At 74.1% G+C, this 26292-nt stretch carries 25 protein-coding genes and 1 riboswitch; of the genes, 19 read left to right on the forward strand and 6 right to left on the reverse strand.

Annotated elements, in window-relative coordinates:
* Positions 1–50: 50 nt before the first annotated feature.
* Complete coding sequence (locus ACIRRU_RS20345; protein WP_403682377.1) at positions 51–623, reverse strand: rhodanese-like domain-containing protein; 573 nt, start codon at positions 621–623, stop codon at positions 51–53.
* 221 nt (positions 624–844) lie between these two features.
* On the opposite strand from ACIRRU_RS20345, the gene ACIRRU_RS20350 reads away from it, so the two are divergent.
* From ACIRRU_RS20350 to ACIRRU_RS20415, 14 genes are all read left to right on the forward strand, one after another.
* The gene (locus ACIRRU_RS20350) at positions 845–1441 is read left to right on the forward strand and encodes a helix-turn-helix domain-containing protein (protein WP_403682379.1); all 597 of its coding nucleotides are present in this window, start codon (positions 845–847) and stop codon (positions 1439–1441) included.
* A gap of 125 nt (positions 1442–1566) precedes the next feature.
* Positions 1567–2532, forward strand: a complete 966-nt coding sequence (locus tag ACIRRU_RS20355; protein WP_403682382.1) for an NADPH:quinone oxidoreductase family protein — start codon at positions 1567–1569, stop codon at positions 2530–2532.
* Positions 2529–3719, forward strand: a complete 1191-nt coding sequence (locus tag ACIRRU_RS20360; protein WP_403682384.1) for an acyl-CoA dehydrogenase family protein — start codon at positions 2529–2531, stop codon at positions 3717–3719. The genes ACIRRU_RS20355 and ACIRRU_RS20360 overlap by 4 nt, the downstream gene beginning before the upstream one ends.
* Positions 3716–4831 (forward strand): acyl-CoA dehydrogenase family protein, encoded by a 1116-nt coding sequence (locus tag ACIRRU_RS20365; protein ID WP_403682386.1) that lies wholly within the window; start codon positions 3716–3718, stop codon positions 4829–4831. Before ACIRRU_RS20360 ends, ACIRRU_RS20365 begins: the two co-directional genes overlap by 4 nt.
* Before the next feature lie 146 nt (positions 4832–4977).
* Entirely contained in the window at positions 4978–6594 is a 1617-nt protein-coding gene (locus tag ACIRRU_RS20370; RefSeq protein ID WP_403682389.1) for an ABC transporter substrate-binding protein, read from the forward strand.
* Between the two features lie 23 nt (positions 6595–6617).
* Positions 6618–7583 carry an ABC transporter permease gene (locus ACIRRU_RS20375; protein ID WP_403682392.1) on the forward strand — a complete coding sequence of 322 codons (966 nt, stop codon included), beginning with the start codon at positions 6618–6620 and terminating at the stop codon, positions 7581–7583.
* The gene (locus tag ACIRRU_RS20380; RefSeq protein ID WP_403682394.1) at positions 7576–8433 is read left to right on the forward strand and encodes an ABC transporter permease; all 858 of its coding nucleotides are present in this window, start codon (positions 7576–7578) and stop codon (positions 8431–8433) included. Before ACIRRU_RS20375 ends, ACIRRU_RS20380 begins: the two co-directional genes overlap by 8 nt.
* Positions 8434–8528: 95 nt before the next feature.
* On the forward strand, positions 8529–9461 hold the full coding sequence (locus tag ACIRRU_RS20385; RefSeq protein ID WP_403682513.1) for an ABC transporter ATP-binding protein: 933 nt from the start codon (positions 8529–8531) through the stop codon (positions 9459–9461).
* A complete protein-coding gene (locus ACIRRU_RS20390) occupies positions 9454–10131 on the forward strand; it encodes an ABC transporter ATP-binding protein (protein WP_403682397.1) in 678 nt (225 codons plus the stop codon). Before ACIRRU_RS20385 ends, ACIRRU_RS20390 begins: the two co-directional genes overlap by 8 nt.
* A gap of 174 nt (positions 10132–10305) precedes the next feature.
* Entirely contained in the window at positions 10306–11178 is an 873-nt protein-coding gene (locus ACIRRU_RS20395) for a phosphatidylinositol-specific phospholipase C/glycerophosphodiester phosphodiesterase family protein (protein WP_403682399.1), read from the forward strand.
* Positions 11179–11298: 120 nt separating this feature from the next.
* On the forward strand, positions 11299–11490 hold the full coding sequence (locus ACIRRU_RS20400) for a hypothetical protein (RefSeq protein WP_363203990.1): 192 nt from the start codon (positions 11299–11301) through the stop codon (positions 11488–11490).
* Between the two features lie 79 nt (positions 11491–11569).
* On the forward strand, positions 11570–12310 hold the full coding sequence (locus ACIRRU_RS20405) for a hypothetical protein (protein WP_403682402.1): 741 nt from the start codon (positions 11570–11572) through the stop codon (positions 12308–12310).
* A 97-nt stretch (positions 12311–12407) separates the two neighbouring features.
* Positions 12408–12797 carry a hypothetical protein gene (locus ACIRRU_RS20410; RefSeq protein ID WP_363203992.1) on the forward strand — a complete coding sequence of 130 codons (390 nt, stop codon included), beginning with the start codon at positions 12408–12410 and terminating at the stop codon, positions 12795–12797.
* Between the two features lie 102 nt (positions 12798–12899).
* Positions 12900–13079: a hypothetical protein gene (locus ACIRRU_RS20415; RefSeq protein ID WP_403682405.1), complete on the forward strand. Its 180-nt coding sequence runs from the start codon at positions 12900–12902 to the stop codon at positions 13077–13079.
* Positions 13080–13256: 177 nt separating this feature from the next.
* On the opposite strand, the gene ACIRRU_RS20420 is transcribed toward ACIRRU_RS20415, so the two are convergent.
* Positions 13257–13466: a DUF6480 family protein gene (locus ACIRRU_RS20420; RefSeq protein WP_363203994.1), complete on the reverse strand. Its 210-nt coding sequence runs from the start codon at positions 13464–13466 to the stop codon at positions 13257–13259.
* Between the two features lie 148 nt (positions 13467–13614).
* Here ACIRRU_RS20420 and ACIRRU_RS20425 point away from each other — a divergent pair, with 148 nt between their 5' ends.
* Together ACIRRU_RS20425 and ACIRRU_RS20430 are read left to right on the forward strand one after the other, a co-directional pair.
* Positions 13615–14820, forward strand: a complete 1206-nt coding sequence (locus tag ACIRRU_RS20425; RefSeq protein WP_403682408.1) for an aromatic acid exporter family protein — start codon at positions 13615–13617, stop codon at positions 14818–14820.
* 114 nt (positions 14821–14934) lie between these two features.
* On the forward strand, positions 14935–15126 hold the full coding sequence (locus ACIRRU_RS20430) for a DUF6381 family protein (RefSeq protein ID WP_403682411.1): 192 nt from the start codon (positions 14935–14937) through the stop codon (positions 15124–15126).
* A 171-nt stretch (positions 15127–15297) separates the two neighbouring features.
* Here the strand turns inward: ACIRRU_RS20430 and ACIRRU_RS20435 are convergent, their stop codons facing one another.
* Together ACIRRU_RS20435 and ACIRRU_RS20440 are read right to left on the reverse strand one after the other, a co-directional pair.
* Complete coding sequence (locus tag ACIRRU_RS20435; protein WP_403682414.1) at positions 15298–16317, reverse strand: PHP domain-containing protein; 1020 nt, start codon at positions 16315–16317, stop codon at positions 15298–15300.
* 142 nt (positions 16318–16459) lie between these two features.
* Positions 16460–18076, reverse strand: coding sequence for a helix-turn-helix domain-containing protein (locus ACIRRU_RS20440; protein WP_403682415.1), 1617 nt, complete (start codon positions 18074–18076; stop codon positions 16460–16462).
* Positions 18077–18221: 145 nt separating this feature from the next.
* Here ACIRRU_RS20440 and ACIRRU_RS20445 point away from each other — a divergent pair, with 145 nt between their 5' ends.
* Both ACIRRU_RS20445 and ACIRRU_RS20450 read left to right on the forward strand, forming a co-directional pair.
* Positions 18222–18839, forward strand: coding sequence for a hypothetical protein (locus ACIRRU_RS20445; RefSeq protein ID WP_403682418.1), 618 nt, complete (start codon positions 18222–18224; stop codon positions 18837–18839).
* 150 nt (positions 18840–18989) lie between these two features.
* The gene (locus ACIRRU_RS20450; protein ID WP_403682421.1) at positions 18990–21581 is read left to right on the forward strand and encodes a SpoIIE family protein phosphatase; all 2592 of its coding nucleotides are present in this window, start codon (positions 18990–18992) and stop codon (positions 21579–21581) included.
* A gap of 231 nt (positions 21582–21812) precedes the next feature.
* On the opposite strand, the gene ACIRRU_RS20455 is transcribed toward ACIRRU_RS20450, so the two are convergent.
* A complete protein-coding gene (locus tag ACIRRU_RS20455; RefSeq protein ID WP_403682423.1) occupies positions 21813–23174 on the reverse strand; it encodes an FAD-dependent oxidoreductase in 1362 nt (453 codons plus the stop codon).
* 452 nt (positions 23175–23626) lie between these two features.
* Positions 23627–23814: riboswitch (cyclic di-AMP (ydaO/yuaA leader) on the forward strand.
* A 5-nt stretch (positions 23815–23819) separates the two neighbouring features.
* On the opposite strand from ACIRRU_RS20455, the gene ACIRRU_RS20460 reads away from it, so the two are divergent.
* Positions 23820–24653 carry a transglycosylase SLT domain-containing protein gene (locus ACIRRU_RS20460; protein ID WP_403682426.1) on the forward strand — a complete coding sequence of 278 codons (834 nt, stop codon included), beginning with the start codon at positions 23820–23822 and terminating at the stop codon, positions 24651–24653.
* A 90-nt stretch (positions 24654–24743) separates the two neighbouring features.
* Here the strand turns inward: ACIRRU_RS20460 and ACIRRU_RS20465 are convergent, their stop codons facing one another.
* Positions 24744–26267: a helix-turn-helix domain-containing protein gene (locus ACIRRU_RS20465; protein WP_403682428.1), complete on the reverse strand. Its 1524-nt coding sequence runs from the start codon at positions 26265–26267 to the stop codon at positions 24744–24746.
* Positions 26268–26292: the final 25 nt, after the last annotated feature.

Here is a 26292-nt window from a genome sequence, read left to right on the forward strand (position 1 = left end):
GGGGCTCGGGCCGCTGGCCGTCCGGAGCGGTCCCGCACGCGCTCCCGGGGTCAGCGCTGGAGCGCGTCCAGCGTGGCCGTGAGGTCGGTGGTGGAGCGCGGGGCGCGGTTGTAGGGGAGCTTGGAGAGGACCGCGGCCATCCCGCAGGTGTTGCTGACCGCCGAGTACACCAGGCCCCCGCCGACACCGGCCGACAGCCAGCGGGCCGCCGGGTGGCGCAGGCCGGCCACGAGACCGGCCACCACCAGCGAACCCGCCGCGAGCCGCACCTGGCGCTCCATCGGCCAGGTGGAGCGCGCCCCCTCCGGGCGGTCCAGGCCGCGCCCGTCGCCCTGCCAGGCCGAGGTGCCGCCGGTCAGCGTCACCGCCTCGATGTCGGCGCCCGCGAGGATCTCGCAGGCCCGCGTGGAACGGACCCCGGAGGCGCACACCACCAGCAGCGAACCGCGCGCCGAGGCCGACTTCAGCGCGGGCAGCGCGTCGGGGAGCTTGTCGAGCGGGATGTTCAGGGCACCGGGCACATGGCCCGAGACGTATTCGCCGGGAGCCCGCACGTCGATGACGGTGAACTCCTCCAGGCGGGCTGCGGCCTGGGCGGGGGAGAGAGATGCGGGGCTGGTCACGAGGGGTTCCTTATCTTCACCGGGCGGCGCGGGAGGGCAGGGACTCTACACGGCGGCCCGGCGCCGGACCGCGGTCACGCACACCGCGTCCCGGGCCCACGGGCCATGCGCCCCGACCGTACGAGAAGGCTCCTCGGCCCCCGTACACCGGGGCCCGCCCTCCTCTTGTTGACAAACCTCCTTGCCGATTCTGCAATAGGGGCATGAAGGAACGTGGGGGCATGAAGGAACTCGACCGGGACGCTCCGGCACTCGACGCGGTGCTCTCCGGGGTCGGTCCCCGGCTGCGCCGACTGCGCAAGGACCGGGGCGTCACCCTCTCCGCGCTCTCGGCCGCCACCGGAATCTCCGTCTCCACGCTCTCCCGCCTGGAGTCCGGTGGCCGCCGCCCCAGTCTGGAGCTGCTGCTCCCGATCGCCCGCGCGCACGAGGTCCCGCTGGACGACCTGGTCGGCGCCCCCGCGGTGGGCGACCCCCGGGTGCGGGCCAAGCCGATCGTCCAGCACGGGCGGACGATGCTGCCGCTGACCGCGCGGCCGGGCGGACTCCAGGCGTACAAGATGATCCAGGAGCCCGGGGGCGACGCCCCGGAGCAGCGTACGCACGAGGGCTACGAGTGGCTGTTCGTGCTCTCGGGGAAGCTCCGGCTGCTGCTGGCCGAGCACGATCTGGTGCTGGGGCCGGGGGAGGCCGCCGAGTTCGACACCCGGCTGCCGCACTGGTTCGGGCCCGCGGAGGACGGTCCGGTGGAGTTCCTCAGCCTGTTCGGCCCCCAGGGCGAGCGCATGCATGTGCGGGCCAAGCCGAAGCGAGGCTGAGGCGGCCCGTTCCGGGGGCCGCCCCGGGGTGTTCCCAGGGAGGCAAGCGACCGCTTAGTATGCGCCGTGCAGTGGTAATGCCGACAGCGGCAGCGGTTGAGCCGACAGTGTTGTGGAGGCCCCTCATGCAGGCATGGCGAGTGCACCGGAACGGCGAGCCGGGCGAGGTGATGCGCCTGGAGGAGACGGACCGGCCCACGCCCGGCGACGGGCAGGTGCTCGTCCGGGTCCGCGCGGCGAACGTCAACTTCCCCGACGCCCTGCTCTGCCGCGGGCAGTACCAGGTGCGGCCGCCGCTGCCGTTCACCCCGGGCGTCGAGGTGTGCGGCACCACCGAGGACGGCCGGCGGGTCCTCGCCACCCCCGCCCTGCCCCACGGCGGCTTCGCCGAGTACGTCGTCGCCGACGAGGCCGCCCTGCTGCCCGCCCCCGACACGCTGGACGACGCCGAGGCGGCCGCCCTGCACATCGGCTACCAGACCGGCTGGTTCGGCCTGCACCGCCGGGCGCACCTCCGCTCCGGCGAGACCCTGCTCGTCCACGCGGCCGCCGGTGGGGTCGGCAGCGCCGCCGTCCAGCTCGGCAGGGCGGCGGGCGCCAGGGTCATCGGCGTCGTCGGCGGCCCCGAGAAGGCGGCCGTCGCCCGCGAACTGGGCTGCGACCTGGTGATCGACCGGCGGAGCGAGGACATCGTGGCCGCCGTGAAGGACGCCACCGGCGGGCGGGGCGCGGATGTCGTCTACGACCCGGTCGGCGGCGACGCGTACGCCAAGTCCGCCAAGTGCATCGCCTTCGAGGGGCGGCTGCTCGTCGTCGGATTCGCCAGCGGCGTCATTCCGACCCCGGCCCTCAACCACGCCCTGGTGAAGAACTACTCCGTCGTCGGACTGCACTGGGGCCTCTACAACACCAAGGACCCGGACGCCGTCCGCGCCTGCCACGACGAGCTGACCGCTCTGGCCGCCCAGGGCATCGTGAAACCCCTGATCAGCGAGCGTGTCGCGATGAGCGGGGCCGCCGACGCCGTCCAGCGCGTCGCGGAGGGCACCAGCACCGGCCGCATCGTCGTCCTGCCGGGAGACGCCCGATGAGCCCCGCCCCTGACGCCGCCGAGGTCCGCCGCCGCACCCGCGACCTGCTCGCCGCGCACCCGCCCGCCACCACCGGGCGCACCGACTTCCTCACAGCCCGGTTCGACGCGGGGCTCGCCTGGGTCCACTACCCGGTGGGGCTCGGCGGGCTCGACGCCCCCCGCTCCCTCCAGCAGGTCGTCGACGCCGAACTGGCCGCCGCCGACGCCCCGGACAACGACCCGCGACGGATCGGCATCGGTCTCGGCATGGCCGCGCCCACCATCCTCCGCTTCGGCACCGAGGAGCAGAAGCGGCGCTTCCTGCGCCCCCTGTGGATCGGTGAGGAGATCTGGTGCCAGCTCTTCAGCGAGCCCGGCGCCGGGTCCGACCTCGCCGCCCTCGCCACCCGCGCGGTCCGCGACGGCGACGACTGGATCGTCGACGGCCAGAAGGTGTGGACCTCCAGCGCCCACCTCGCCCGGTGGGCGATCCTCATCGCCCGCACCGACCCCGCCCTGCCCAAGCACCGGGGCATCAGCTACTTCCTGTGCGACATGACCGACCCCGGCGTCGAGGTCCGGCCACTGCGCCAGATCACCGGCGAGGCCGAGTTCAACGAGGTCTTCCTCTCCGGCGTCCGCATCCCCGACAGCCACCGGCTCGGCCCGGTCGGCGACGGCTGGAAGGTCGCCCAGACCACGTTGATGAACGAGCGCGTCTCCATCGGCGGCTTCCGCATCCCGCGCGAGGGCGGCATGATCGGCCCGGTCTCCGCCACCTGGCGGGAGCGCCCCGCCCTGCGCACCCACGACACCCACCAACGCCTGCTCACCCTCTGGGTGGAGGCCGAGGTCGCCCGGCTCACCGGGGAGCGGCTGCGCCAGCAGCTGGTCGCCGGACAGCCCGGCCCCGAGGGCTCGGGCGTGAAGCTCACCTTCGCCCGCCTCAACCAGGAGATCAGCGGCCTGGAGGTGGAACTGCTCGGCGACGAAGGCCTGTTGTACGGCGACTGGACCATGGTCCGCCCGGAGCTGGTCGACTTCACCGGCCGGGACGCCGGATACCGCTATCTCCGCTCCAAGGGCAACTCCATCGAGGGCGGCACCAGCGAGGTCCTGCTGAACATCGTGGCCGAACGCGTCCTCGGACTGCCCGCCGAACCCCGCAACGACAAGGACGTCGCCTGGAAGGACCTGAGCCGATGACCGCCCCCGCCCAGCCCGCCACCCCCGATCTGCTCTACTCCCAGGACGAGGAGGACCTGCGCGCCGCCGTGCGAGCCCTGCTGGCCGACCGGGCCGACGCGCCGACGGTGATCGCGGCGGCCGAGTCCGGCACGCCGTACGACCGGCGGCTCTGGGACGAGCTCGCCTCCGGCATCGGCGCCGCCGGGCTCCTGGTCCCCGAGCGGCTCGGCGGCCAGGGCGCCTCCCACCGTGAGGCCGCCGTGGTCCTGGAGGAGCTGGGCCGCGCCGTGGTCCCGGCCCCGTACCTGACCAGCTCCGTGATGGCCACCGAGACCCTGCTCGCGCTGGCCGGGGCGGACCGGGGGGCGGCCGCGCTCCTGGGCGAGCTCGCCTCCGGGAGCCGCACGGCGGTGCTCGCCGTCCCCTTCGCCACCCCGCCCTCCGGCGCGGGCAGCGCCACCGCCGGCCCCGGCGGCACGGTCCGGGGCGTCGCGGACGCGGCCGCCGCCGACGTCCTGCTGGTCCCGACCGCCGAGGGCCTGTACGCGGTCGAGGCGACCGCCCCCGGTGTGCGCGTCGAGCCGCTGGTCCCGCTCGACCTGACCCGCCCGCTCGCCGCCCTCACCGTGCCCGGTACGACGGGCACCCGGCTGGCTGCCCCGGAGGCGAGCACCGCCGCCGTACGGCGCGGGCTGCTCGCCGGAGCCGGACTGCTCGCCTCGGAACAGCTCGGGATCGCGGAGTGGTGCCTGACCGAGACCGTCCGATACACCCGCGAGCGCCACCAGTTCAACCGGCCCGTCGGCTCCTTCCAGGCGCTCAAGCACCGGATGGCCCAGCTCTGGCTGGAGGTCGTCTCGGCCCGCGCCGCCGCCCGCAACGCCGCCGACGCCCTCGCCACCGGCAGCCCGGACGCCCCGCTGGCCGTCGCGGTGGCCCAGGCGTACTGCTCCGGCGTCGCGGTCCACGCCGCCGAGGCGTGCGTCCAGTTGCACGGCGGCATCGGCATGACCTGGGAGCACCCGGCGCATCTGTACCTCAAGCGCGCCAAGGCGGACTCGATCGCCTGCGGTCCGGCGGGCGCCCACCGCGATGCCGTGGCCCGGCTGGCGGACCTCCCGGCCCCGTAACTCCCGTCCCGCCCGCACCGCGTATCACCGGCCCCGGTGCACCCCGTCCCACCTGCTGAGGCGGGGGTGTACCGGGGTCTTTACCGTGCTGTTTAATTGCACACTGTTCGCAACAACAGTCGATCTCGAACAGGGATGTGCAGAGTATGACGGCCCGATCGATACGCGGGGCGGCCGCCGCCGCGCTGGTGACCGCACTGTCCCTGACCGCGGCGGCCTGCTCCAACCCGGACAGCCCCCAGGGCGGTTCGGCGGCCGGTTCCGCCTCGGCCGTCGTCGGCATCGCCTACGAGCCCGACAGCCTGAGCCCGCTGCTCGGCTACGGCAAGGACGGCAACTCCAAGATCTTCGACGGACTGCTCGCCCTCGACGGGGACATGAAGCTCCGGCCCGCCCTGGCCACCGCGCTCCCCGAGGTCAGCGCCGACGGACTCACGTACACCTACCGGCTCCGCGAGGGCGTGAAATTCAGCGACGGGAAGCCCTTCGGGGCCAAGGACGTCGTCTTCACCTACCGCACCATCCTGGACGAGAAGACCAACAACCCCTCCCGCACCGAGCTGGACGCCGTCAAGGACGTCACCGCCCGGGGGGAGGACACCGTCGTCTTCACGCTCAAGTACCCCTACGCGCCGTTCGCCCAGCGCACCGTCCTGCCCATCGCCCCCCAGCACGTCGCGGGCAAGCAGGACGTCAACAACGGCCCCTTCACCACCAAGCCGGTCGGCACCGGGCCCTACGTCCTGACCAACTGGTCCAAGGGCGAGAAGCTCAGCTTCACCGCCAACCCCGACTACTGGGGCGGGGCACCCGAGGTGAAGAAGTTCACCATGGCGATCATCAAGGACGACGACGTGCGCGCCACCCGGCTGCGCTCCGGCGACCTCGACGGCGCGATCCTGCCGCCCAACCTCGCCAAGGGCTTCGCCGACGACCAGGGCAGGAAGACCTACGCGGCGGACAGCTACGACTACCGCACGGTGACCCTCCCCACCCACAACAAGGTCGCCGGTGACACCGCCGTGCGCCGCGCCCTGGACGTGGCGGTGGACCGGCAGACCATGGTCGACGCCATCCTCAACGGCAGCGGCAAGCCCGCCTACGGGCCCGTCCCCACCGACAGCGAGTGGTTCACGAAGGGCACCGAGCGCCCCCACGACCTCGCCGCGGCGAAGAAGATCCTGGACGAGGCCGGGTGGAAGCCCGGCAAGGACGGCGTCCGGGTCAAGGACGGGGTGCGCGCCACCTTCCCTCTCTGGTACCTCAGCGGCGACAAGCTCCGCCAGGAGCACGCTCTCGCCTACGCCTCCGACGCCAAGAAGGCGGGCATCGACATCCGCACCGAGGCCGGGACCTGGGAGGTCATCGAGCCCCGGATGAAGCAGGACGCGGTGCTCGCGGGCGGCGGCTCGCCCGCCGACCCCGACTTCGACCAGTACACCCTGCTCAAGTCCTCCCTCGCGGGCGACGGTTTCAACAACATGGCCTGGTACGACAACAAGGCCGTGGACGCCGCGATCGAGGCCGGGCGCAGGAGCGGGGACAAGGCCGAACGGAAGAAGGCCTACGACACCGTCCAGCGTGAACTGGTGAAGAACCCCGGCTACACCTTCCTCACCCACATCGACCACCTCTACGTCGTCGACGACCGCTTCGGCCCCCTCACCACGCAGGTCGAGCCGCACGACCACGGGCTGGCCTCCGGCCCCTGGTGGAACGTCGAGAAGTGGAAGACCGAGGACGCCGGGGGCTCGGACACGTGAGCCGCCGCCTCCCCTGGGGGCCGATGGCACGGATGGCGGGACGGCGCGCCCTGTTCGCCGTCCCGGTCCTCCTCACCGTCACCTTCGGCGTGTTCGCCGTCGCCGCCGCGTCCCCCTTCGACCCGGTCAAGGCCTACGCCGGCACCGCGGGCCTCACCGCGTCCCAGGAGAACCTGGACCAGCTGCGGGTCAACCTCGGGGTCGACCAGCCCCTGGTGACCCGCTGGTGGAACTGGCTGACCTCCGCGCTCCAGGGCGACTTCGGCGACTCCAGCGTGATGCGGCAGCCCGTCGCCGACGTCATCACCGAACGCATGGGCTGGTCCGCCCTCCTCGCCGCCTCCGCCTTCCTCGTCGCGATCCTGCTCGGCACCGGACTCGGCGTCCTCGCCGCCCGGCGCCCCGGCGGCTGGCTCGACCGGGCCGTCAGCTCCGCCGCGTACACCCTGGAGGCCGCCCCCGCCTTCTGGCTCGGCCTCCTCGCCATCTGGTTCTTCGCCCTGAAGCTGGACGTCCTCCCGGCCGGCGGGCTCACCGACGCCGCCAGCGAGGTCATCACCTTCGGCCAGGTCGCCTCGCACCTCGTGCTGCCCGCCGCGGTCCTCGGAATCTCCCAACTGCCGTGGTTCTTCCTCTACGTGCGCCAGGGGGTCACCGACGCCCTCGCCGAGGACCCGGTGCGCGGCGCCCGCGCCCGGGGGCTGAGTGAGCGGACCGTGCTCCTCGGCCACGCCCTGCGCTCCGGGATGCTGCCGATGCTCACCCTGATCGGCTCCCGCGTCCCCGAACTCATCACCGGCGCGCTGCTCGTCGAGACGGTCTTCAGCTGGCCCGGGATCGCCGCCGCCACCGTGCAGGCCGCGACGTCCGTCGACTTCTCGCTGCTCGCCGCGCTCACCGTCCTCGCCACCGCCGCGGTCCTCCTCGGCAACCTCTTCTCCGACCTCCTCTACGGACTCGCCGACCCCCGGGTGGCCTTCGATGGCTGAGACCGCACTCGCCCTGCCGGGCCGCACCTCCCGCCGCGTCCGGGTCACCGCCTCCGTGACCGTGGTCGTCGCGGTGGCGCTCGCCGTCCTGGTCGTGCCGCCGCTGGCCCAGCTCGACGAACAGGCCGTCGACCTCGCCGCGAAGCTCCGCCCGCCCTCCCTCGCCCACCCCTTCGGCACCGACGACGTCGGCCGCGACCTGCTGCTGCGCTGCGTCTACGGACTGCGCGTCTCGCTGCTCGTCGGCCTGGTCGCCGCCCTCACCGCCACCGTCGTCGGTACCGCGACCGGCGCGCTCGCCGGGGCGTTCGGGGGCTGGCCGGACCGGATCGTGATGCGGCTCGTGGACACCCTGTCGTCCGTCCCGCACCTGCTGCTCGGCATCTTCATCGTGGCCATGTTCCGGCCCGGCGTCTGGCCGGTGATCATCTCGGTGGCTCTCACCCACTGGATCTCCACCGCGCGGATCGTCCGCTCCGAGGTGCTGTCCCTGCGCACACGCCCCTTCATCGACGCGGCCGTCTCCGGCGGGGCCTCCCGCACCCGCGTCGTCGTGCGCCACCTGCTGCCCGGGGTGCTCCCGCAGGCCGGTCTGGCCGCGGTGCTGATGGTGCCGCACGCCATGTGGCACGAGTCGGCGCTGTCCTTCCTCGGGCTCGGGCTCCCCGCCCACCAGGCGAGCCTCGGCAACCTCGTCCAGTCCGCGCGGGGTTCGCTGCTCGCCGGGGACTGGTGGCCCACCCTCTTCCCCGGCCTCTTCCTGATCATCCCGACCCTCGCGCTGGCCGGACTCGCCGGAGCCTGGCGCGACCGGATCAACCCGCGCCGGAAATCGGAGCTGATGCTGTGACCGCCGACCGCGCCCCCGCGGACCTCGCCGCCGCTGGCCGCGCCTCCGCCGAACCGCCCGTCCTGGACGTACGGGACCTGTCCGTACGCTTCCGGATGCGCGGCGGCCGGGACATCGCCGCCGTCACCGGCGCCGGCTTCTCCCTGGCACCGGGGGAGTGCCTGGCCCTCGTCGGTGAGAGCGGCTGCGGCAAGTCCGTCCTGGCCTCCGCCCTGCTCGGGCTGCTCCCCGCCAACGCCGCCACCACCGGCAGCGCCGTCCTCGGCGGGGACACCGACCTGCTCACCGCCGACGAACGCACCCTCGCCCGCACCGTACGGGGACGGCGCGTCGGCCTCGTACCGCAGAGTCCCGCCGCCCACCTCACCCCCGTGCGCACCGTCCGGTCCCAGCTGGAGGAGACGCTGCGCGAGCTGACCGGGGCGCGGGGGAGCGGCCTGCGCGAAGCGGCCGCTACGGCCGCGGCCCGCGCCTCGTTCCCGGACGGCCACCTCGACCGCTACCCGCACGAACTCTCCGGCGGTCTCGCCCAGCGCGCCGCCACCGCCCTCGCCCTCATCGGCGACGCCCCGCTGCTGCTCGCCGACGAACCGACCACCGGCCTGGACCGGGACCTCGTCGAGCGGACGGTGGACGAACTGCGCCGCCACACCGACGAGGGCCGGGCGCTGCTGATCATCACCCACGACCTGGCCGCCGCCGGACGCATCGCCGACCGGGTGGCCGTGATGTACGCCGGACGCATCGTCGAGATGGCGGACGCGACGGACTTCTTCGGCGCCCCCGGCCCCCGCCACCCGTACGCCCGGGGTCTGCTGAACGCCCTGCCCGAGCGGGACTTCACCCCGATTCCCGGGATGCCGCCCGAACTGGGCGCGCTGCCCGAGGGGTGTGCGTTCGCCCCCCGCTGCGCGCGGGCGGACGCCCGCTGCACCGGCGAACGCCCGGCCTTCACGGGGGGCCTGGCGTGCCACCACGCGCCGGACGGCCGCGCCCTGTCCCTCACCAAGGAGGCCGCCGGTGCTTGAACTGACCGGGATCACCGCCGGGTACGACCGCCGTGACCCGGTCGTCCGCGATGTCACCCTGCACGTGGCGCCGGGCGAGGCGGTCGGACTGCTCGGCCCCAGCGGCTGCGGCAAGTCCACCCTGGCCAAGGTCGCCGCCCTCCTGCACCGCCCCGACGCCGGGACCATGACCCTGGACGGCACCCTTGTACGGGGCTGGCGCCACCGCGCCCCGCGGGAACAGCGCACGGCCGTCGGTGTCGTCTTCCAGCAGCCCCGGCTCGCGGCCGACCCCCGGCTCAGCCTCCGCGAGCTGATCGCCCAGCCGCTGCGTTCCACCGGCCGCCGCCGGGAGGTCCCGCACCGGGTGGCCGAACTGGCCACGCTGGTCGGCCTCTCCGACGAACTGCTGGACCGCCGCCCGCACGCGGTGAGCGACGGCCAGCTCCAACGGGCCTGTGTGGCGCGGGCCCTGGTCCTTGAGCCCCGGCTGCTGATCTGCGACGAGATGACCGCGATGCTGGACGCGTCCACCACCGCCGCCCTGGTCGCCGTGGTCGAGCGCTACCGCGCCACCTCCGGCGCGGCCCTGCTCGCCGTCGGACACGACCGGGTGCTGCTGGAGCGCTGGTGCGACCGTACGGTCCGGTGGGGCGAACGGAGCGGCACGGAGAGCGCCCTGACGGTCTGACGGGCGGTGGGCCGGGGCAGCGTGCCGGGGGCCCGGAGGCGGGAGCGGCGCACGAGTGGCCGGGGCGTGAAACGTGGTCGAACAGCTGTCAGGTACCTGACCGGAAGGGCCCGTGCGACTCCATACTCGTCGCGACCGTCCCCCTCCCACCCGTCCGCCGCTCAGGGAGTTCCCATGGCCCACCCCACCCGTCGCCGCGCGCTCACGGTCGCCCTCGCCACCGCCGCCGCGGGCTTCGTCGTCCCCACCGCGACGGCCGTCGCCGCGCCCGCCCGTCCGCACGGGCCGCGCCCGCTGCGTCACGCCCATGCGCACAACGACTACCTCCACCCCCGCCCGCTGCACGACGCCCTCGCGCACGGATTCACCAGTGTCGAGGCGGACATCTTCCTGGTAGACGGCGACCTGCTCGTCGCCCACGAGCCCGCCACCCTCGACCCCACCCGCACCCTCGCCTCGCTCTACCTGGACCCACTGGCCGCCCTGGTGCGCGCCGGACACGGCAGCGTTTACCCGCGCCACCGCGCCCCGCTGCAACTGCTCGTGGACATCAAGGCCGACGGCGTCGCCGCCTACCGCGAACTGGACCGGCAACTGCGCCGCCACCACCGCATGATGACCCGCGCAAGCCACGGCCGCGTCCACCCCGGCGCGGTCACCGCGGTCATCTCCGGCGACCGCGCCGCCCGCGCCCCGATGGAGGCCCAGCGCACCCGCTACGCGTTCTACGACGGCCGCCTCGACGACCTCGGCACCGCGGCCCCCGCCTCCTTCGCCCCGCTGGTCAGCGCCAACTGGACCCAGAGCTTCGGCTGGCGCGGTACGGGCCCCTTCCCCCGCGCCGAGCGCGACCGGCTCCGTACGCTGGTCGCCACCGCCCACCGCGAGGGCCGCCGCATCCGTTTCTGGGCCACCCCCGACCTGCCCGGCCCCGAACGCGAGGCCGTCTGGACCGAACTGCTCGCCGCGGGGGTCGACCACCTCAACACCGACGACCTCCCCGGACTCGAACGCTTCCTGCGCGACCGCCGGACCGTGGCCCCGTAACGGACCGCCTCCCGGAAGTACCCGTTCGGCGGACACGCCGGTCCGCCGAACGGCCCCTCCGCTCCGCGAGACTGGCGGCCGACCGCCGCACATCAGGCACGGCGGCGGAGGAGGTTGGTCATGGCCGTTTCCATCTCACTGCTGCTGCTCCTGGTGATCCTCGCGGTGGTGTTCCTGCGCAACGGCCTGAAGGTCTCGCACGCGCTGGTCTGCGCCCTGCTCGGCTTCTTCCTGGCCGGTACGAGCGTGGCGCCGTCGATCCACGACGGAGTGGGCGCCACCGCGCACCTGGTCAGCAACCTGCACCCCTGACCCGGTCGGACACCCGCGCCCTTCGCCGGTTCCCCGCTGCCGCCCGCATCCGCTCCGGCCGATCCCGCACAATGGGCAGATGGCTTTTCCGCCCCCGGGCCGGCACTCCGGCGCCGCCCATCACGAACACTGCAACACCGGCCTGTGCTGCCGGTGCCAGACGCGGATCTGGACCACCAAGGCGGGCACCGAACGGCTCTGCGGTCCATGCGCGGCCTGCTGCCACGCCTGCGGCCGCGCGCCCGCACCCCACCTCGACGGGCTCGACGGCGGACTCTGCGCCGAATGCCGCGGCCTGTGCGGCCGCTGCCACCTGCCCAAGCGGGCCGACGGCTCCTGCGGCTGCGACCGCTGGCGGGAGAACGCCAAGGGCAACCCGCGTGGCTACGTCCTCCAGGCCCTGCCGCCCCAGCTCCTCCAGGCGCTCGGCGGCCGGGTGCCCAGCACCGTCCACGACCTCATCCACCAGGAGACCGGCCCCCGCACCGCCGCCCAGCTCCGCGAACGCATCGAGCGCCGCTGGAACCTGCGCTGGGCCCACGCCCTCGGGGAACTCGACGAGGACGGCCGCCGCCGCTGGAGCGCCCAGGAGATCGCCGAGCACCTGCTGCGGTCCGGACCGTGCGCGGACCCGCAGTGCGAGGACGGCTACCTCCTCACCACCGACACGCCCTGCACGCGCTGCCGCCGGCCCCTGCACCGGTTCGTCACCTCCGTCGCCGACCACACCGCGACCCCCGAGCACGCCCGCGCCACCGCGGCCGGAATCCGCGAGGCGATGCGGGAGAACCGCTCACGTAGACGCCCCCCGCCGCGCTGAGCAGCCGCGCACTGTCGCACCCCGTCGGCGGCACACCCGGGCAAGCCGGACCGTACGCGCGTGCGGTCGAGGCTCTGCGGACCGGCCCGCACGGCCTATGCTCGCGCTCATGGAGCAACGGGAAGTCGTGAAGCGCGTGATCGGCATCCTCACAGAGGCGCGCGAAATGCAGCGCCTGCTGGAGGCGGACGTCGAACGGGAGGACCTGGACGCGGGGGCGGGCGCCGTCACCGCTCTGCTGAACGAGACCATGCCCCACATCGCCATCCCCGACGACTTCTCCGTCGAGGAGGTGGTGGCCGTGGTCGGACGTGAGGTGGGAGGTGCGGTCGAGCAGCTGGTGAGCGCCTTCACCCTGGCGTTCACGATGCTCGCGCAGGTGCACGACTCCGGCCAGACGGAGGTGTCCTCGGCCGACGTCCTCCAGGATCTCGCCCTGCGGGTCGAGGGCGGCGGGCCGGAGGAGGGCGAGGAGCCGCTGCTCTGACGGCCGGTCCCACGGACCGCGCTCCGGCCCCCTGCGTTCCGCGGTGCGGATATGCATAGTGGAGGGAGAAGCGCGTATCTCCCTCGCGGCATGGAGGCAGCTGTGGGAAAGAGCACCGACCTGGCCCGCGCCAAGGCGCGTCGGCTCAAAGGCATGATCAAGGAATCGGACGGCATCGCCCTCGACGACGAGCGGATGAAGGCCGAGGGTCGCAAGGAACAGGCCGAGGCCCGCCGTGAGGAGATCCGGGCACGCGCGGCACGGACCGCATCCCACGGCTGAGACCGGCACAGAAGTGCCCGTGACGCCCCGTGCGTCACGGGCACTCGTCATTCCCGCCCGGGACGGGCCGTTCTCCCGCCGCTCGCTGTCCACTGCGTGAACGGCCCCTGGGGCCTGTCGTCATACCGCCGCCCGTCGCGCGGCGTCCGGGCGACGACGGCAGTGCGACGGCAGGCCCTAGCCGAACCCGAAGATCCGGGCGATGAAGAAACCCGCGACCGCCACCGCGCCGAGCACGATCAGGACGGTCCATACGGCCGGGTGCTCCCACAGGCCCCCGTCCGGGCGTTCCTGGTGGGCCTCGCTGATGGAGCCCTCGGCCGGTGGGGTCTCGCCGGGGGGACGCGGTTGCGGGGGGCCTGTTCCTCTGGAGTGCGAGATAGCCATGCCTCCAGGGTCTCCCCGTACGCCGCGCCGCGCACCCCGTCCCGATCGCGGAGCCCCGCGGACGCCCCGGGTTCCCATCGCGGGGCCATACGGACGCACCGGCGGGGGAGTCCCGCTGCTCCGCGCCGAAAACGGGGACCGTCAAGGAATGCCCGCCGTCTCCGCCCCCGTCGTCAGACTCGTGCAACGCACCGCCGAGCCCGCGGGGGTCCAGACCCTGCGTTCCACGGCCGCCGCCGTCATCGCCTACTCCGTGGCCGTCTGGGCGCTGCCCGAGCCGGCGCCGCTGACCGCGCCCCTCACCGCGCTCCTGGTCGTCCAGGTCACCCTCTACGCGACCCTCACCACCGGCGTCCGCCGGGTGAACTCCGTCGTCGTCGGCGTGCTCATCGCCATCGCCTTCAGCTCCCTGGTGGGGCTGACCTGGTGGAGCCTCGGGCTGACGATCTTCACCTCGTTGCTGGTCGGGCGACTGGTGCGGGTCAACGAGTTCGTCCCCGAGGTGGCCATCAGCGCCATGCTCGTCCTCGGCGTCTCCCAGGTCGCCGACACCGCCTGGGACCGGGTGTGGGAGACGTTGATCGGCGCTGTCGTGGGGCTGCTGTTCAACCTGGTGTTCGCCCCGCCCGTATGGGTCGGGACAGCGGGCTCCGCCATCGAGTCGCTGGCCTCCCGCATGGGCACGATGCTCCGGAGCCTGGGGGAGGAGGTGGTGGGCAGCAACCCCGTGCCCCGCGCTGCCGCCCGGCTCCACGAGGCCCGCAGACTCGACCACGACATCGTGGAGGTGGACGCCTCGCTGCGGCAGGCGGAGGAGAGTCTCACCCTCAACCCCAGGGTGAGACAGGGGCTGCTCCACCGGGTGGTCCTGCGCACCGGCCTGGACACGCTGGAGATCTGCGCGGTCGTGCTGCGCGTCCTCTCCCGCACCCTCACCGACCTGGCCAAGGCCCGCACGGAGGAGTCGCTGTTCCCCGCCGACGTGGCGGGGCTGCTCCAGGAGCTGTTCGGCCGGCTCGCCGAGGCGATCGAGAGCTTCGCGGTCCTGGTCACCACGCCGCTCGCCGCCGACGCGGAGGAGGCGGAACGCCGGCTCGCCGACGCCCTCACCCGCAGCCGTGCCACCCGCGACCAGGTGGCGGACCTGCTCCTGGAGGACGTCCAGGAGCATCCCCGTCAGTGGCAGCTGCACGGGGCCCTGCTGGCCGAGATCGACCGGGTCCTCGACGAACTCGACATCGACCAGCGCACCCGGCGGCTCGGCGAGGAACTGGACCGCCGGGCCGCCGAGGCCCACTCCCGCCACCCCCGGCTCCGGGCGATCCGGCGCAGGCTGGACCGGCGGTCCGGCTGACGCCGTGCTCCGGCGCGTGGACGCGGCCCGCGCGGGATGCGGAATCGGCCGGCCGCTGGTTCGCTGGGGGCGGTGGCCTTGCCGCCGACATGTCACAGCGTCCAAGGAGTGGTGATGAGCGGTTCGGACGAACCCGCCGACCTGGCTCGGCAGATGCGTGAGAAGGCCCAGCAGCTGGCCGAGGCCGCGGAGCGTGCGAGCGACCCGCAGGAGAAGGAGCGGCTGGAGAAGAAGTCCCGGACGATCCGGGACCGGAGCGTGCAGCAGAGCGCCATGGCCGCGGGCGACATCTACCCCGAGAAGTAGCCCCCGGCCCCACCGGTCGGAAATTCCCGCGTGCCCGTCCCGGTCCCCCCGGGGCGGGCGATCACGCTCCCGCGCCTCCCTCGCGCCGGATGCCCCCGTGTGCCCCGCCCCCGCGGCGTCCGCGTCTGCCGCACGTCCGGGGCGCGGGGAGTCCGTGCGGCGCCGCCGAGGTCACCCGGCCCACTCCAGCACCCGCTCCGCGCTCCACGTCGTCACCACCCGATCCGCCGCGACCCCGCACTCCTCGGCGCGGGCGCAGCCCGACAGCTGCCAGTCCAGCTGTCCCGGAGCGTGCGCGTCCGTGTCGATCGCGAAGAGCACGCCCGCCGCGACGGCCGCGCGCAGCAGCCGGAGCGGCGGGTCCTGCCGCTCCGGACGGCAGTTGATCTCCACCGCCGTCCCCGCCTCCGCACAGGCGGCGAACACCCGTTCCGCGTCGAACCGCGACTCCGGCCTGCCGCGCCCGTCCAGCAGACGGCCCGTGCAGTGGCCGAGCACGTTGGCCCGCGGGTGGCGCACCGCCGCCTCCAGACGCCGGGTCATCGGACCCGGGTCCATGCGCAGCTTGGAGTGGACGGAGACCACCACCACGTCGAGCTGTTCCAGCAGTTCGGGCTCCTGGTCGAGCGAACCGTCCGGGAGGATGTCGCACTCGATGCCCGTCAGGAGGCGGAACGGGGCCCACTCGGCGTTGAGCCGCTCCACCACCGTGAGCTGCTGCCGCAGCCGCTCCGGCGACAGACCGCGCGCCACCGTCAGCCGGGGCGAGTGGTCGGTGAGCACCGCCCACGCGTGGCCGAGCTCCGCCGCCGTCCGGCCCATCTCCTCGATCGGGCTGCCGCCGTCCGACCAGTCCGAATGCAGATGACAGTCCCCGGTCAGCAGGGCCCGCAGCTCCTCCCCGCCCTCGGGAACGGTCTCGGCCGCCGCCTCCCGCTCCAGCCGGTCCAGATAGCCGGGCACCTCTCCGGCGAGGGACTCGCGGATCACCTCAGCGGTGCGGGGACCGATCCCGGTGACCCGCTCCAGGGAGCGCGCCGCCACCCGCTCGGCCGCCTCCCCGGCGGCCATCGCGTCCACGGCGGCCGCAGCGGTACGGAAGGCCTTCACCCGGTAGGTGGCGGCCTGGGAGCGTTCCAGCAGGAAGGCGATCCGCCGCAGGGCGGCGGCGGGGTCTCGCTCCGGGCCCATGGCCACCTCCGCCTCCGTCGCCCTGTGCGCCTCCCCGGACGGGAAGCGGTGGCGGTGGCTCCGGTCGCCCGAGCGCCGACCGCCTGTCACCCAGCATGGCCGCCGCCGGGCCCGCACGCCTCCGCTGGCGCCGCCTGCCGGCTCAGCGCCCCGCCGCCTCCCCCACTCCGCCGCTCTCCCCGTCTCCGCCGTTCTCCCGGCCCCCGCCGGTGCCCCCGGCCTCGTCGGCGTCCCGCACCGGTGCCCAGCGCCCGGCGCCGGTGTCGTAGTCGTGGACGGGCCGCCCCCGCGACCCGCTCGTCCGGAACGGGCGCCCGTCGTCATCGACCCGTACGGTGCCCGAGCGGCCGCCGCTGCTCCACGTCAGCTCGGCGAACCAGTCGCAGTCGCAGCCGACCGTACGCCCGGTGACGAGCAGGATCTCCGGGTCCGACGAGGAGACCCGGTAGGGGAAGGCGATCGCCTCGATCGGCACGCCGGAGTCATTGCCCGGCACCGAGTGCGCGACGGGTCGGGGCACGTCGAGGTCGACGTCGAACATCCTCGGGGTGAGCGATCCGCCGCATCCGGAACTCATCCGGTACACCTGCCCCGGGGCGGGCGACCGGCGTTCGACGACCCGGATACGCAGTGCCTCCAGCACCACCGCCCGCTGGTCCCGGCCCTGCACGGTGATCCGGACCCCGGTCTCGTCCGCGTGCACCGCGCCGAGCGCGGTGGCCCACGCCCTCGCGTCGGCCTCGACCGGAGGCGGCGGGACGGCCGAGGGCGCCCGGTCCAGCAGGTAGGAGTGGTCGCAGCCGTGCTTCCAGACCTGGTCGTCACTGATCCAGGTGAACGGAGTCCGAGCGGACCCGGACCCGGAGCTGGTGCCGGAGTCGCTGCCGGGTCCCGCACCAGCAGCGCCACCGGGCCCGGTTTCCGGCTTCGGTGAGACCTGCCGCGGCCCGGTCCCCGGCGGGGCGCTCGCCTCCGGCCCCTTTGACGGTGTTCCCCGCGGCGCCTTCGGGGACGAGGAAGCCCCGGGCCGGGGTGAGCCGGAACCTGGGAAGGGCCCGGCGACGCCCGCCGAGGGGCGGCCCGGCCCGTCGGCTCCCGACGGTTGCCGTTCCTGTCCCGGCGGGAGCGGCAGCCCGGACCCTCCGAAGGCCGCCACCACGGCGAGCACCACCGCGGCGGCGGCGAGGGCGGCGAGCGCCTGCCCCGACCGCCGTACGCGGCGCACCCGCCACGCCTGCCGCATCCGCCGCGCACGGCCCGCCGGACCAGCTTCGAACCCGCCCCCGCCCCCGCCGCCCGGTCCGCGCTCGCCCACCCCGCCGACCAGCACCGGCACGGAGTCCTCCCGTGCGCCCGCCACCCCGGTTCCGGCCACCGCCGGGGAAGCCTCGCCCCGCCCCTGCCCGGACTCCGCTCCCGGCCGGTCGACGCGCTCCGCGACGGCCCGGACCCACAGGCGGTGCAGTGCCTCCCGTTCCTCGCCGGGCGCTCCGCACAGCCGGGCCAGCCGCTCCACCGGGGCGAACTCCACCGGCACCGTCCGCCCCGTGCAGTACCGGTGCAGCGTCGAGCCGCTGATCCCGATGCGCCGGGCCAGCGAGGCGTACGTCCGGCCCGAACCCTCCCGCAGGGCGTTCAGCCGCTGCGCCAGAGCGTCACGGGCGTACCCCTCGGTCCCGTCGCCACCACCCTCACCCAAGCCGTCCGCCTCCCACCGCTGTTCCAGGGCGTTCCAGCCCTCCGGGAACACCCACGTCACCGGGGGTGGGACGGTTCCAGCCCGGCCGGAAACCGTGCCGGGCTTGTCCTGATCCGGAGCGGCCGCCCAGGCTGGTGCCCGTTCCCGTACGACTCGTACGGCAACACGACCGACCGTCCGAACGGGGAGCACCACCACCATGCGCATGAGCCGCCCGCACACGATCCGTACCTTCTTCCTGGCCACCGCGGCAGCGGGCCTGGCCCTCACCGCGGCGGCGCCCGTCGCCGCGGCGGCCACGCCCGCACCCGCCCCGACGTTCCTGAGCGCCAGGGAACTGCCCGCCTCGCTCACCCCGTGGACGGCGGGCGCGGTACGCCGGGGGCTGCCCGAGGAGGGGTCCCCGTGCACGGCCGGGACCGCCCCCTCCGCCCAGAGCCGCTACCGGGACTTCCGTACCGAGCTGGACACCGGCGCCCGCCAGACCGTCACCGTCGCCGCGACCACCGCGGGGGCGAAGGACCTCGCGGCGAAGCTGCGGACCGCGGTGGAGACCTGCCTGGACCGGCTCGCGGAGCAGAACCCCGGCCTGGCGGGAGAGGCGTCGCACCAGGGCCGGATCGCGGTGGAGGACGGCGCTCACGTCTACAGCGTCGACACCTCCTCCCCGGGGACCGGCACCACCGACATCCGGCTGCTGTCCGTGGGCCGCGACGGCCGCGCGGTGACCGTCGTCGAGTGGTGGCAGCTGGGCGAACTGGACGGCGCGCCGCTCACCGGGTTCAAGAAGACCACCCGTACCGCCGTCGCCAAACTCTACTGACCCGCGGCCGCGGGTCGCCGGGCCTCGCCCCGCACCCGCGGCCGCGACGGGCGGGCCTCACCGCCCCGGACCCGCGACCGGCCGCCCACGGGGGTGGCGGCCGGTCGCGCCGAAGGTGCGAGGCCCCCCTGACCGGGACATCCTGGCTGTGTGACCCGGCACGACAGGACCCGGAACACCCCGCCCGCCGGAAGCGGGGCCGCGGACGGGGCGCACGGGAACGGCCGCGTACCGGACGAGCTGTCGCTGGTCCTTGCGCAGTCGCTTGTCAGCGCCGTCGAAGCGTGCCCCGGCTACGCGGGCGGGGTCTACCTGCGCACCGGGACGCCGGGGCTCCTGCGGCTCGCGGTGCTCGCCGGACTCCCCGGGCCGCTGTTCCGGCCCTGGTGGCGGATCCACGTGAACCGGCCCTTCCCGGTGTCCGAGGCCTACCGCACGGGACGCCCCGTGCTGCTGGCCGACGCGGAGGAGGGGATGCGCCGCTTCCCCCAGCTGATGGCCGGGCTGCCGTTCCCGTTCGGCTCGCTGTGGGCCCCGGTCACCGGGCCGGGCGGCAGCATGGGCGTACTGGCGATCCTGCGGCCCTCCACCCCGGGGAACCCCATCGCCGCCGCCGACGGCGACCGGCTCCACCAGCACGGTGAGCGGCTCGGCGCCGCCCTCACCGACCTGGAGGACCGGGGCGTCGACTGCGTCTGGGAGGCCGAACCGGTCCCCGTGCAACTGCCCGCCGCCGCCGCGCCCCCGGTGCGGGTAGGCCGCTTCGACTGGGACCTGCACTCCGGCCGGGTCACCGCCGACGACGAACTGTGCCGGATCCTCGGCTTCGCGCCCGCGGTCTTTCCGGGCACCGTCGACGCCCTCGCCGAACGGCTGGTCCCCGAGGACGTCTACGGGCTGTGGGCGCTGGCCCGGCAGACCGTGGAGTCGGCCGAGCCGGTCGTCCGCCGGATGCGGCTGCGCGGCCCCGACGGCAGGTCCCATCTGCTGGAGCTGTCCGGCCGCTGGACGCAACCGCGCGGCGACGCGGCCTCCAGCCACCTGACCGGCTTCCTGGTCGACCTGGGAGCGGGCCCCGTCGTCCCGGAGGCCGCCGACCGGCTGCCCCGGGGCATCCTCTCCCTGGACCGGCTCGGCCGGATCACGTACGCCAACGGCCTCGCCGAGGAACTGCTCGGGCACCCCCGGGCGGAGCTGGTCGGCCACGGCGTGTGGCAGGCGCTGCCGTGGTTCGGGCACGAGGCCTACGACGACCACTACCGGGCCGCGCTGATCGCCGACGAGCCGGTCCACTTCCTCGCCCGCCGCCCGCCCTCCCGCTGGCTGTCCGTCTCCCTGTACCCGGGCCACGACGGGGTGAGCGTCGTCCTCCAGGCGGCCGGACAGCCCGCCCACGCCCCCGGTTCCGTGACCGCCCCGGGCCTGGGGATCGGCTCCACCGCGGACCGGTCCTCGGCGTTGTACCGGCCGGTGGCCCTCGCCATCGCGCTGACCGAGGCGGTCACGGCCCGGCAGGTCTCCGCGGTGGTGACCGAGGAGTTGCTGCCCGCGTTCGGCGGCCGTCAGCTCGCCATCTACCTGCTCGACGAACGCCACCTCCACCTGGCGTGGGAGACGGGGTTCCCCCAGGGGTTCCTCGACCGTTTCGACGGGGTCGGACTGGACGTCCGCATCCCCGGGGTGGAGACCCTGACCACCGGCCGTCCGATCTTCTTCGAGTCCATGCAGCGCCTCGCCGAGGCCTATCCGGGCATCCCCATCGACGCGGACGTCGGGGCGCGGGCGTTCCTGCCGCTGATCGCCTCGGGGCGCCCCGTCGGCTCCTGCATCCTCGGCTTCGACCGCCCGCGCGGCTTCAGCCCGGAGGAGCGCACGGTGCTGACCGCGCTGGCCGGGCTGATCGCCCAGGCGCTCCAGCGCGCCCAGCGCTACGACAGCGAGTCCGCGCTCGCCCGCGGACTCCAGGACGCCCTGCTGCCGCACCGGCTGCCGGAGATCGACGGGGTGGACACCCTGGGGCGCTATCTCTCCGGCACCCAGGGCATGGACGTGGGCGGCGACTGGTACGACGTCATCGAGACCGGGCACGAACTGGCCCTGGTCATCGGCGACGTGCAGGGCCACGGCGTCGCCGCGGCGGCCACGATGGGCCAGTTGCGCAGTGCGGTGCGGGCCTTCGCGTTGAACAACTACGACCCGCAGGAGGTGATCAGCGGGACGAACCGGCTGCTGATCGACCTCGACCCGGGCCAGTTCGCCAGCTGCTGCTACATCGCCCTCGACCCGGCGACCGGGGTGGCCCGTGCCGTACGGGCGGGGCACCCGCAGCCCGTCCTGCGGCGGCCCGACGGCCGGACCGAGGTGCTGGACCTGCCCGGCGGCATCGTGCTCGGGATCGACGGCCAGGCCACGTACCCGGTCACCGAGATGCGGCTCGATCCGGGCGCCATGCTCGCGCTCTTCACGGACGGCCTGATCGAGCGGCCCGGGACCGACATCGACGAGGGGATCGAACGGCTGCGTGCCACCGTGGAGCGGATCGGCGCACTGCCCCTCGCCGAGGCGGCGGACCAGGTCATCGGCGAGGCCCGCGCGGCTGTCGACCGCCCCGACGACATCGCCCTCCTGCTGGCCGCCCGCTGGGCCCGGCCTGCCGCGTCCCACCGCCCCGCCACGGCGCGCACCCCCGGTCCGGACCTGTGGCGGACCTTCCGGGGGCCGGACCCCCGGCGTACGGCGTAGCCCCCGGCACCGGCGGCACGCCGGTGGTCCCGGAAGCCTGCTCCTCGGGGCCGGGCGCCGACGAGCGGTCCCCGGTCCCGGGCGCGCGGACGGCCCCGGCCGGGACCGGGTCGTGGTCCCGGCCGGGGCCGCGGGTGTCCGCCGGGGCGAGACGCGGCCCTGGTCCGCGCGTACGACCCGGACCTGAGCGCCGCCGAGACCCCCGAGCGGCTCACCCGCCCCGGCCGGAGGTCAGGCGCCCGAGGCGTCCAGCATCCCGTCGCGCTCCACGACCTTGATCCGCTCCCGGCCCTGGGCCGTTCCGAGCGCCTGCTCGTGGGCGTCCAGCTTGTGCCAGCCCTCCCACGTCGTGAAGCGGACGCCGCGGCTCTCCAGGAAGGTCTCGACGGCCTCCGGGGCGGGCGCTGCCGGTTCGGGCAGCCGGCCGGCGGCGCGGTCCTCCAGGAGGCAGGCCACGGTCTCGTTGGCGTCGCCCTTGGTGTGCCCGATCAGCCCGATCGGACCGCGCTTGATCCAGCCCGTGACGTAGACGGAGGCCATGTGCTCGTCCCCGGCGATGACGCGGCCCGCCTCGTGCGGGACGGTGCCGGAGTCCACGTCGAAGGGGAGCTTGGACAGCTCCTCCGAGTAGTAGCCGACGGCGCGGTAGACGCTCTGCATGTCCCAGTCGGTGAACGTCCCCGTACCCCGGACGTTGCCGGTGCCGTCCAGCTCGGTGCGCTCGGTGCGCAACGCCGTGACCTCGCCGTTCTCACCGAGGATCTCGACGGGGGACTCGAAGAAGTGCAGGAACAGCTTGTGCGGGCGGTCGCCGACATCGCGGATCGCCCAGTTCTCCAGGGTCTGCGCGACCATGTTGGCCTGCTTGTTCTCCCGCCGGGTGGCGATGGAGCCCTCGTCGTAGTCGATGTCCTCGGGGTTGACGATGACCTCGATGTTGGGGGAGTGGTCCAGCTCCCGCAGTTCCATCGGGCTGAACTTGGCCTGGGCCGGGCCACGCCGCCCGAACACATGCACCTCCAGCGCCTTGTTGGCCTTGAGGCCCTGGTAGACGTTGTCCGGGATCTCGGTCGGCAGCAGCTCGTCCGCCGTCTTGGCCAGGACCCGGGCCACGTCCAGCGCCACGTTGCCGACGCCGAGGACGGCGACCTTCTCCGCGGTGAGCGGCCAGGTGCGGGGGACCTCGGGGTGACCGTCGTACCAGGAGACGAACTCGGCCGCGCCGTAGGAGCCGTCCAGCTCGATGCCCGGGATGTCGAGGGCCCGGTCGGCCTCCGCGCCGGTGGAGAAGATCACCGCGTCGTAGAAGGACCGCAGGTCGTCCAAACCGATGTCGTCGGGGTAGGAGACGTTGCCGAAGAGGCGGATCTGCGGCTTGTCCAGCACCTGGTGGAGGGCCTTGACGATGCCCTTGATCCGGGGGTGGTCGGGAGCCACGCCGTAACGGATCAGGCCGAAGGGCGCGGGCATGCGCTCGAAGAGGTCGATGGAGACCCCCGGGTCCTGGCAGACCTCGGATTTGAGCAGCGCGTCCGCAGCGTAGATACCGGCGGGGCCGGCTCCGACAATGGCGACGCGGACGGGGCGTGTCATGGGCGTGGTGATCCTTCGGGGCGGGCGAACGCGGGCAGGTACAGCGTACGTCGGAGGTAAGGGTGGGCTTACTAGCCTCCACCTCACACCGTAAGCGATCGCCCGGCGGACCGTTCGGCCGACCCCGCCGAACCTGTCCGGTATGACCGTTTCGGTTGGTCGGTATGGTCGATTTACCGTTTTTGAAACGCTCATCCTTAAACATGCTATTGGGACTTTTGAGGACTTTTGCCCGTGCGTTTCTCCGGCCTTGTCCTGGGAAGTGGCGAGCGTCACGTCGTGGCGCGCGGACGAGTATCCGGAAGGTTCGGTTCCCTTTGGTGCGGGGAAAGTTGACGGCGTGACGGGACGGCCCCCGGAGCGCATTCCCTTTTTTCGATCATGCGGAGAAAGGGAATTGCGGAATGCGGGGCTTGTTCCGCTCGCCGTTTCTCGCCTACGGTCGCCGCAATCCGGATGGAACGCCGAATCCTGCCGCCGTCCGGTAATCCGCTACCCACTCGCGTACGGCAGGAGCGGGGGACCCAGGTAAGTCGCCGAACCGTCACCGGAACGGCTTGGGGTGAAGTCGCGTCTCCACGCGGCCAGACATCTCCCGTCTGAACCCGACAGCTCACCTCGCAGGCGCCGGAGAGGAAATCCCCCATGCCCGCACAGGGTAAGCATCGTCGTCCCAAGTCCCTCCCGTCGATCCGCGGCCTCGCCGCCGTGACCACGGGCGGAGCCGTCCTCGCCCTCCCGGTGATCGGCGCCACCACCGCCGCCGCGGCCCCCGCCCCGGCCGCCGTACCGCACCAGGGCACGCCCGCCGCGGCCGCCGCCCCGGCGAATTCCGCCGCGAAGTCCGCCGTGAAGGCCGCGCCCGCCCAGCATTCCGTGGCGTCCGGAGAAACCCTTTCCAAGATCGCTCGCGAATACTCCGTGAGCGGCGGCTGGAAGAAGCTCTACGAAGGCAACCGGAAGGTCGTCGGCGGGAATCCCCACCTCATTCACCCGGGTGTCACGCTGACCATCACCGCCAAGGCCGCCGCCCCGTCCGGCGACACGGCGGACAAGGCCGCGACGGGCGGCGCCCGCGGCGCGTCGGCGGAGCGCGCCGACCGTTCGGAGCGCGCCGCGGCCCCGGTCGCCCAGGCCGCCGAGAAGGCGACCACGTACTCCGACGACCTCGACGGCTGGATCCGGGAGTCGCTGGCGATCATGGCCGAGCGCGGGATCCCCGGCAGCTACGAGGGCATCCACCGCAACATCCTGCGCGAGTCCTCCGGCAACCCCAACGCCATCAACAACTGGGACTCCAACGCCGTCAAGGGCACCCCGTCCAAGGGTCTGCTCCAGGTCATCGACCCGACCTTCCAGGCCTACCACGTGCCCGGCACCTCGACCGACAGCTACGACCCGGTCGCCAACATCACCGCGGCCTGCAACTACGCCGCCGACCGCTACGGCTCGATCGACAACGTCTTCGGCGCCTACTGATCCGGCCGCTTCGACCCACCGGACCACACAGAGGGCGGTGCCACCCCGGGGACGGGGGGCACCGCCCTTCGCCGTCGGCCGCTCGCGCGCTCAGACCCGCCGGTAGGTTCGGCCGCCGCGCCGGGGCAGGGTCCGCGGGTCGTCCCCGGCACCGGTGGCCTCGGTGGTCCTGAGCGCCAGATGGAGTTCGGCGCGGACCGCGGCGTCGTCCAGGTTCCGGTCCAGGCGCTCGGCGCACTGGGCGAGCCAGACCGTCAGGGTGGTGCGGTGGACGTGGAGTTCGGCCGCGGCCGGGGCGGTCCGCGCCCGGTGACGCAGCCAGCAGGCCAGCGCGATCCGCAGCCGCGGTTCGAGACCGCCGACCAGTCCGGTGGCCCAGGCGAGGGCGGGCGCGGTGTCCAGGACCCCGGGCGGCAGCGTCTCCAGCCGGGCCCGGCCGGACGGCCCGTCGGCCGCGTCGCCCCCGGCCGCGTCACCCCCCGGCGGGGTCCGGGCCGGGCCCTCCTGCCCGTCGGCGTGACCGGTGCCGGGACTCTCACCGGACACGGGCGCGCGCAGGGCCAGGAGGAGATGGGCCCGCACGGTGACGTCGTCCAGGTCCGCGTCCAGCAGGGCGGTCAGCTCACGCAGCCGGGACCGCAGGGTGCCGGGGGAGAGGCCGAGGGTCGCGGCGGCACGCGGGGTGCTGCCGGTGCGGAGCCAGACCAGGAGCAGATGCCGGTGCTCCGGGGCGAGCGGGGTGAGGACGGCTCTCGCCCACCGGCTGTAGGAGCCGGGCTCCAGGAAGCGGGCCAGGAAGGCGGCGTCGGCCGGGACGACACGGTGGGCGGGGGTGGCGTTGTGCCGGGCGGCGGCCGCCTCCGCGTGCGCGGTGGGCATCTCGGCCAGTGGCAGCGGACCGGCGAGGCCCGCGAGGAGATGGTGGCGTTCGCCGACCCGGGAGACCAGCCGGAGGATGCGTCCGTCGTCCCGCCCGCAGTGCAGCTCGGCGACCAGGAGCTCGCCGTCCAGCTCGCCGATGAGGACGCAGGAGCCGCCGTGTCCGGCGAGGGTGGGGCGCGCGGCCCGCCAGAGCACCTGGTGGGCGGTGGGGATGTCGGGGCCGGTGAGCCGGTAGACCGTGACGTGGGTGAGGCCGTCGGCGCCCAGGGTGTTGGTGACGGCGGTGAGGTGGCCGCCCAGGAGCAGCCGGAGCAGCGCGCTGTGCAGCCGCATCTGCTCGGCGCGCAGTTCGGCGGCGCGTTGCCCGCGGACCTCCAGCAGGGCTGCGGTGGTCGCGGCGACGAGGTCGGTGTGCTCGGCGGACACCGCGGACGACGGGTGCAGGACGAGGAGCGCCCCGGCCGCCGGACGCAGGACGTGATGCGGGTGGTCCCGGGGGTGGGCGGCGGCCTGGACGCCGGTGGCCGCCGCGACGGCCGGGGTGCTGTAGACGGCACCGGCGATCGGGTCGGCCAGCACCGCCGACCCGCCGATCAGGGTCGCGGCCTCGCTGATCAGATGGGCGCCGGAGCGCGTCGCGGCCCGCATCAGCCGGACCGTCGCCGCCTCCCGCAGTTCACGGGCGCGCGACGGATCGGCTTCGAAGGGCTCTGCCGTTCCTCTGGTGCTCATGCTGCGCGCCTCTGCGGGCCGAGCG

This window comes from Streptomyces sp. NPDC101181 (assembly GCF_044767975.1).
Lineage (GTDB): Bacteria > Actinomycetota > Actinomycetes > Streptomycetales > Streptomycetaceae > Streptomyces.

What these genes read in the sequence shown, in the direction of transcription:
- ACIRRU_RS20350 (WP_403682379.1), top strand. Translation starts at nt 845, where the DNA reads ATGAAGGAACTCGACCGGGACGCTCCGGCACTCGACGCGGTGCTCTCC.
- ACIRRU_RS20355 (WP_403682382.1), top strand. Translation starts at nt 1,567, where the DNA reads ATGCAGGCATGGCGAGTGCACCGGAACGGCGAGCCGGGCGAGGTGATG.
- ACIRRU_RS20360 (WP_403682384.1), top strand. Translation starts at nt 2,529, where the DNA reads ATGAGCCCCGCCCCTGACGCCGCCGAGGTCCGCCGCCGCACCCGCGAC.
- ACIRRU_RS20365 (WP_403682386.1), top strand. Translation starts at nt 3,716, where the DNA reads ATGACCGCCCCCGCCCAGCCCGCCACCCCCGATCTGCTCTACTCCCAG.
- ACIRRU_RS20370 (WP_403682389.1), top strand. Translation starts at nt 4,978, where the DNA reads ATGACGGCCCGATCGATACGCGGGGCGGCCGCCGCCGCGCTGGTGACC.
- ACIRRU_RS20375 (WP_403682392.1), top strand. Translation starts at nt 6,618, where the DNA reads ATGGCACGGATGGCGGGACGGCGCGCCCTGTTCGCCGTCCCGGTCCTC.
- ACIRRU_RS20380 (WP_403682394.1), top strand. Translation starts at nt 7,576, where the DNA reads ATGGCTGAGACCGCACTCGCCCTGCCGGGCCGCACCTCCCGCCGCGTC.
- ACIRRU_RS20385 (WP_403682513.1), top strand. Translation starts at nt 8,529, where the DNA reads ATGCGCGGCGGCCGGGACATCGCCGCCGTCACCGGCGCCGGCTTCTCC.
- ACIRRU_RS20395 (WP_403682399.1), top strand. Translation starts at nt 10,306, where the DNA reads ATGGCCCACCCCACCCGTCGCCGCGCGCTCACGGTCGCCCTCGCCACC.
- ACIRRU_RS20400 (WP_363203990.1), top strand. Translation starts at nt 11,299, where the DNA reads ATGGCCGTTTCCATCTCACTGCTGCTGCTCCTGGTGATCCTCGCGGTG.
- ACIRRU_RS20405 (WP_403682402.1), top strand. Translation starts at nt 11,570, where the DNA reads ATGGCTTTTCCGCCCCCGGGCCGGCACTCCGGCGCCGCCCATCACGAA.
- ACIRRU_RS20410 (WP_363203992.1), top strand. Translation starts at nt 12,408, where the DNA reads ATGCTCGCGCTCATGGAGCAACGGGAAGTCGTGAAGCGCGTGATCGGC.
- ACIRRU_RS20420 (WP_363203994.1), bottom strand. Translation starts at nt 13,466, where the DNA reads ATGGCTATCTCGCACTCCAGAGGAACAGGCCCCCCGCAACCGCGTCCC.
- ACIRRU_RS20425 (WP_403682408.1), top strand. Translation starts at nt 13,615, where the DNA reads ATGCCCGCCGTCTCCGCCCCCGTCGTCAGACTCGTGCAACGCACCGCC.
- ACIRRU_RS20430 (WP_403682411.1), top strand. Translation starts at nt 14,935, where the DNA reads ATGAGCGGTTCGGACGAACCCGCCGACCTGGCTCGGCAGATGCGTGAG.
- ACIRRU_RS20435 (WP_403682414.1), bottom strand. Translation starts at nt 16,317, where the DNA reads ATGGGCCCGGAGCGAGACCCCGCCGCCGCCCTGCGGCGGATCGCCTTC.
- ACIRRU_RS20445 (WP_403682418.1), top strand. Translation starts at nt 18,222, where the DNA reads ATGAGCCGCCCGCACACGATCCGTACCTTCTTCCTGGCCACCGCGGCA.
- ACIRRU_RS20455 (WP_403682423.1), bottom strand. Translation starts at nt 23,174, where the DNA reads ATGACACGCCCCGTCCGCGTCGCCATTGTCGGAGCCGGCCCCGCCGGT.
- ACIRRU_RS20460 (WP_403682426.1), top strand. Translation starts at nt 23,820, where the DNA reads ATGCCCGCACAGGGTAAGCATCGTCGTCCCAAGTCCCTCCCGTCGATC.
- ACIRRU_RS20465 (WP_403682428.1), bottom strand. Translation starts at nt 26,267, where the DNA reads ATGAGCACCAGAGGAACGGCAGAGCCCTTCGAAGCCGATCCGTCGCGC.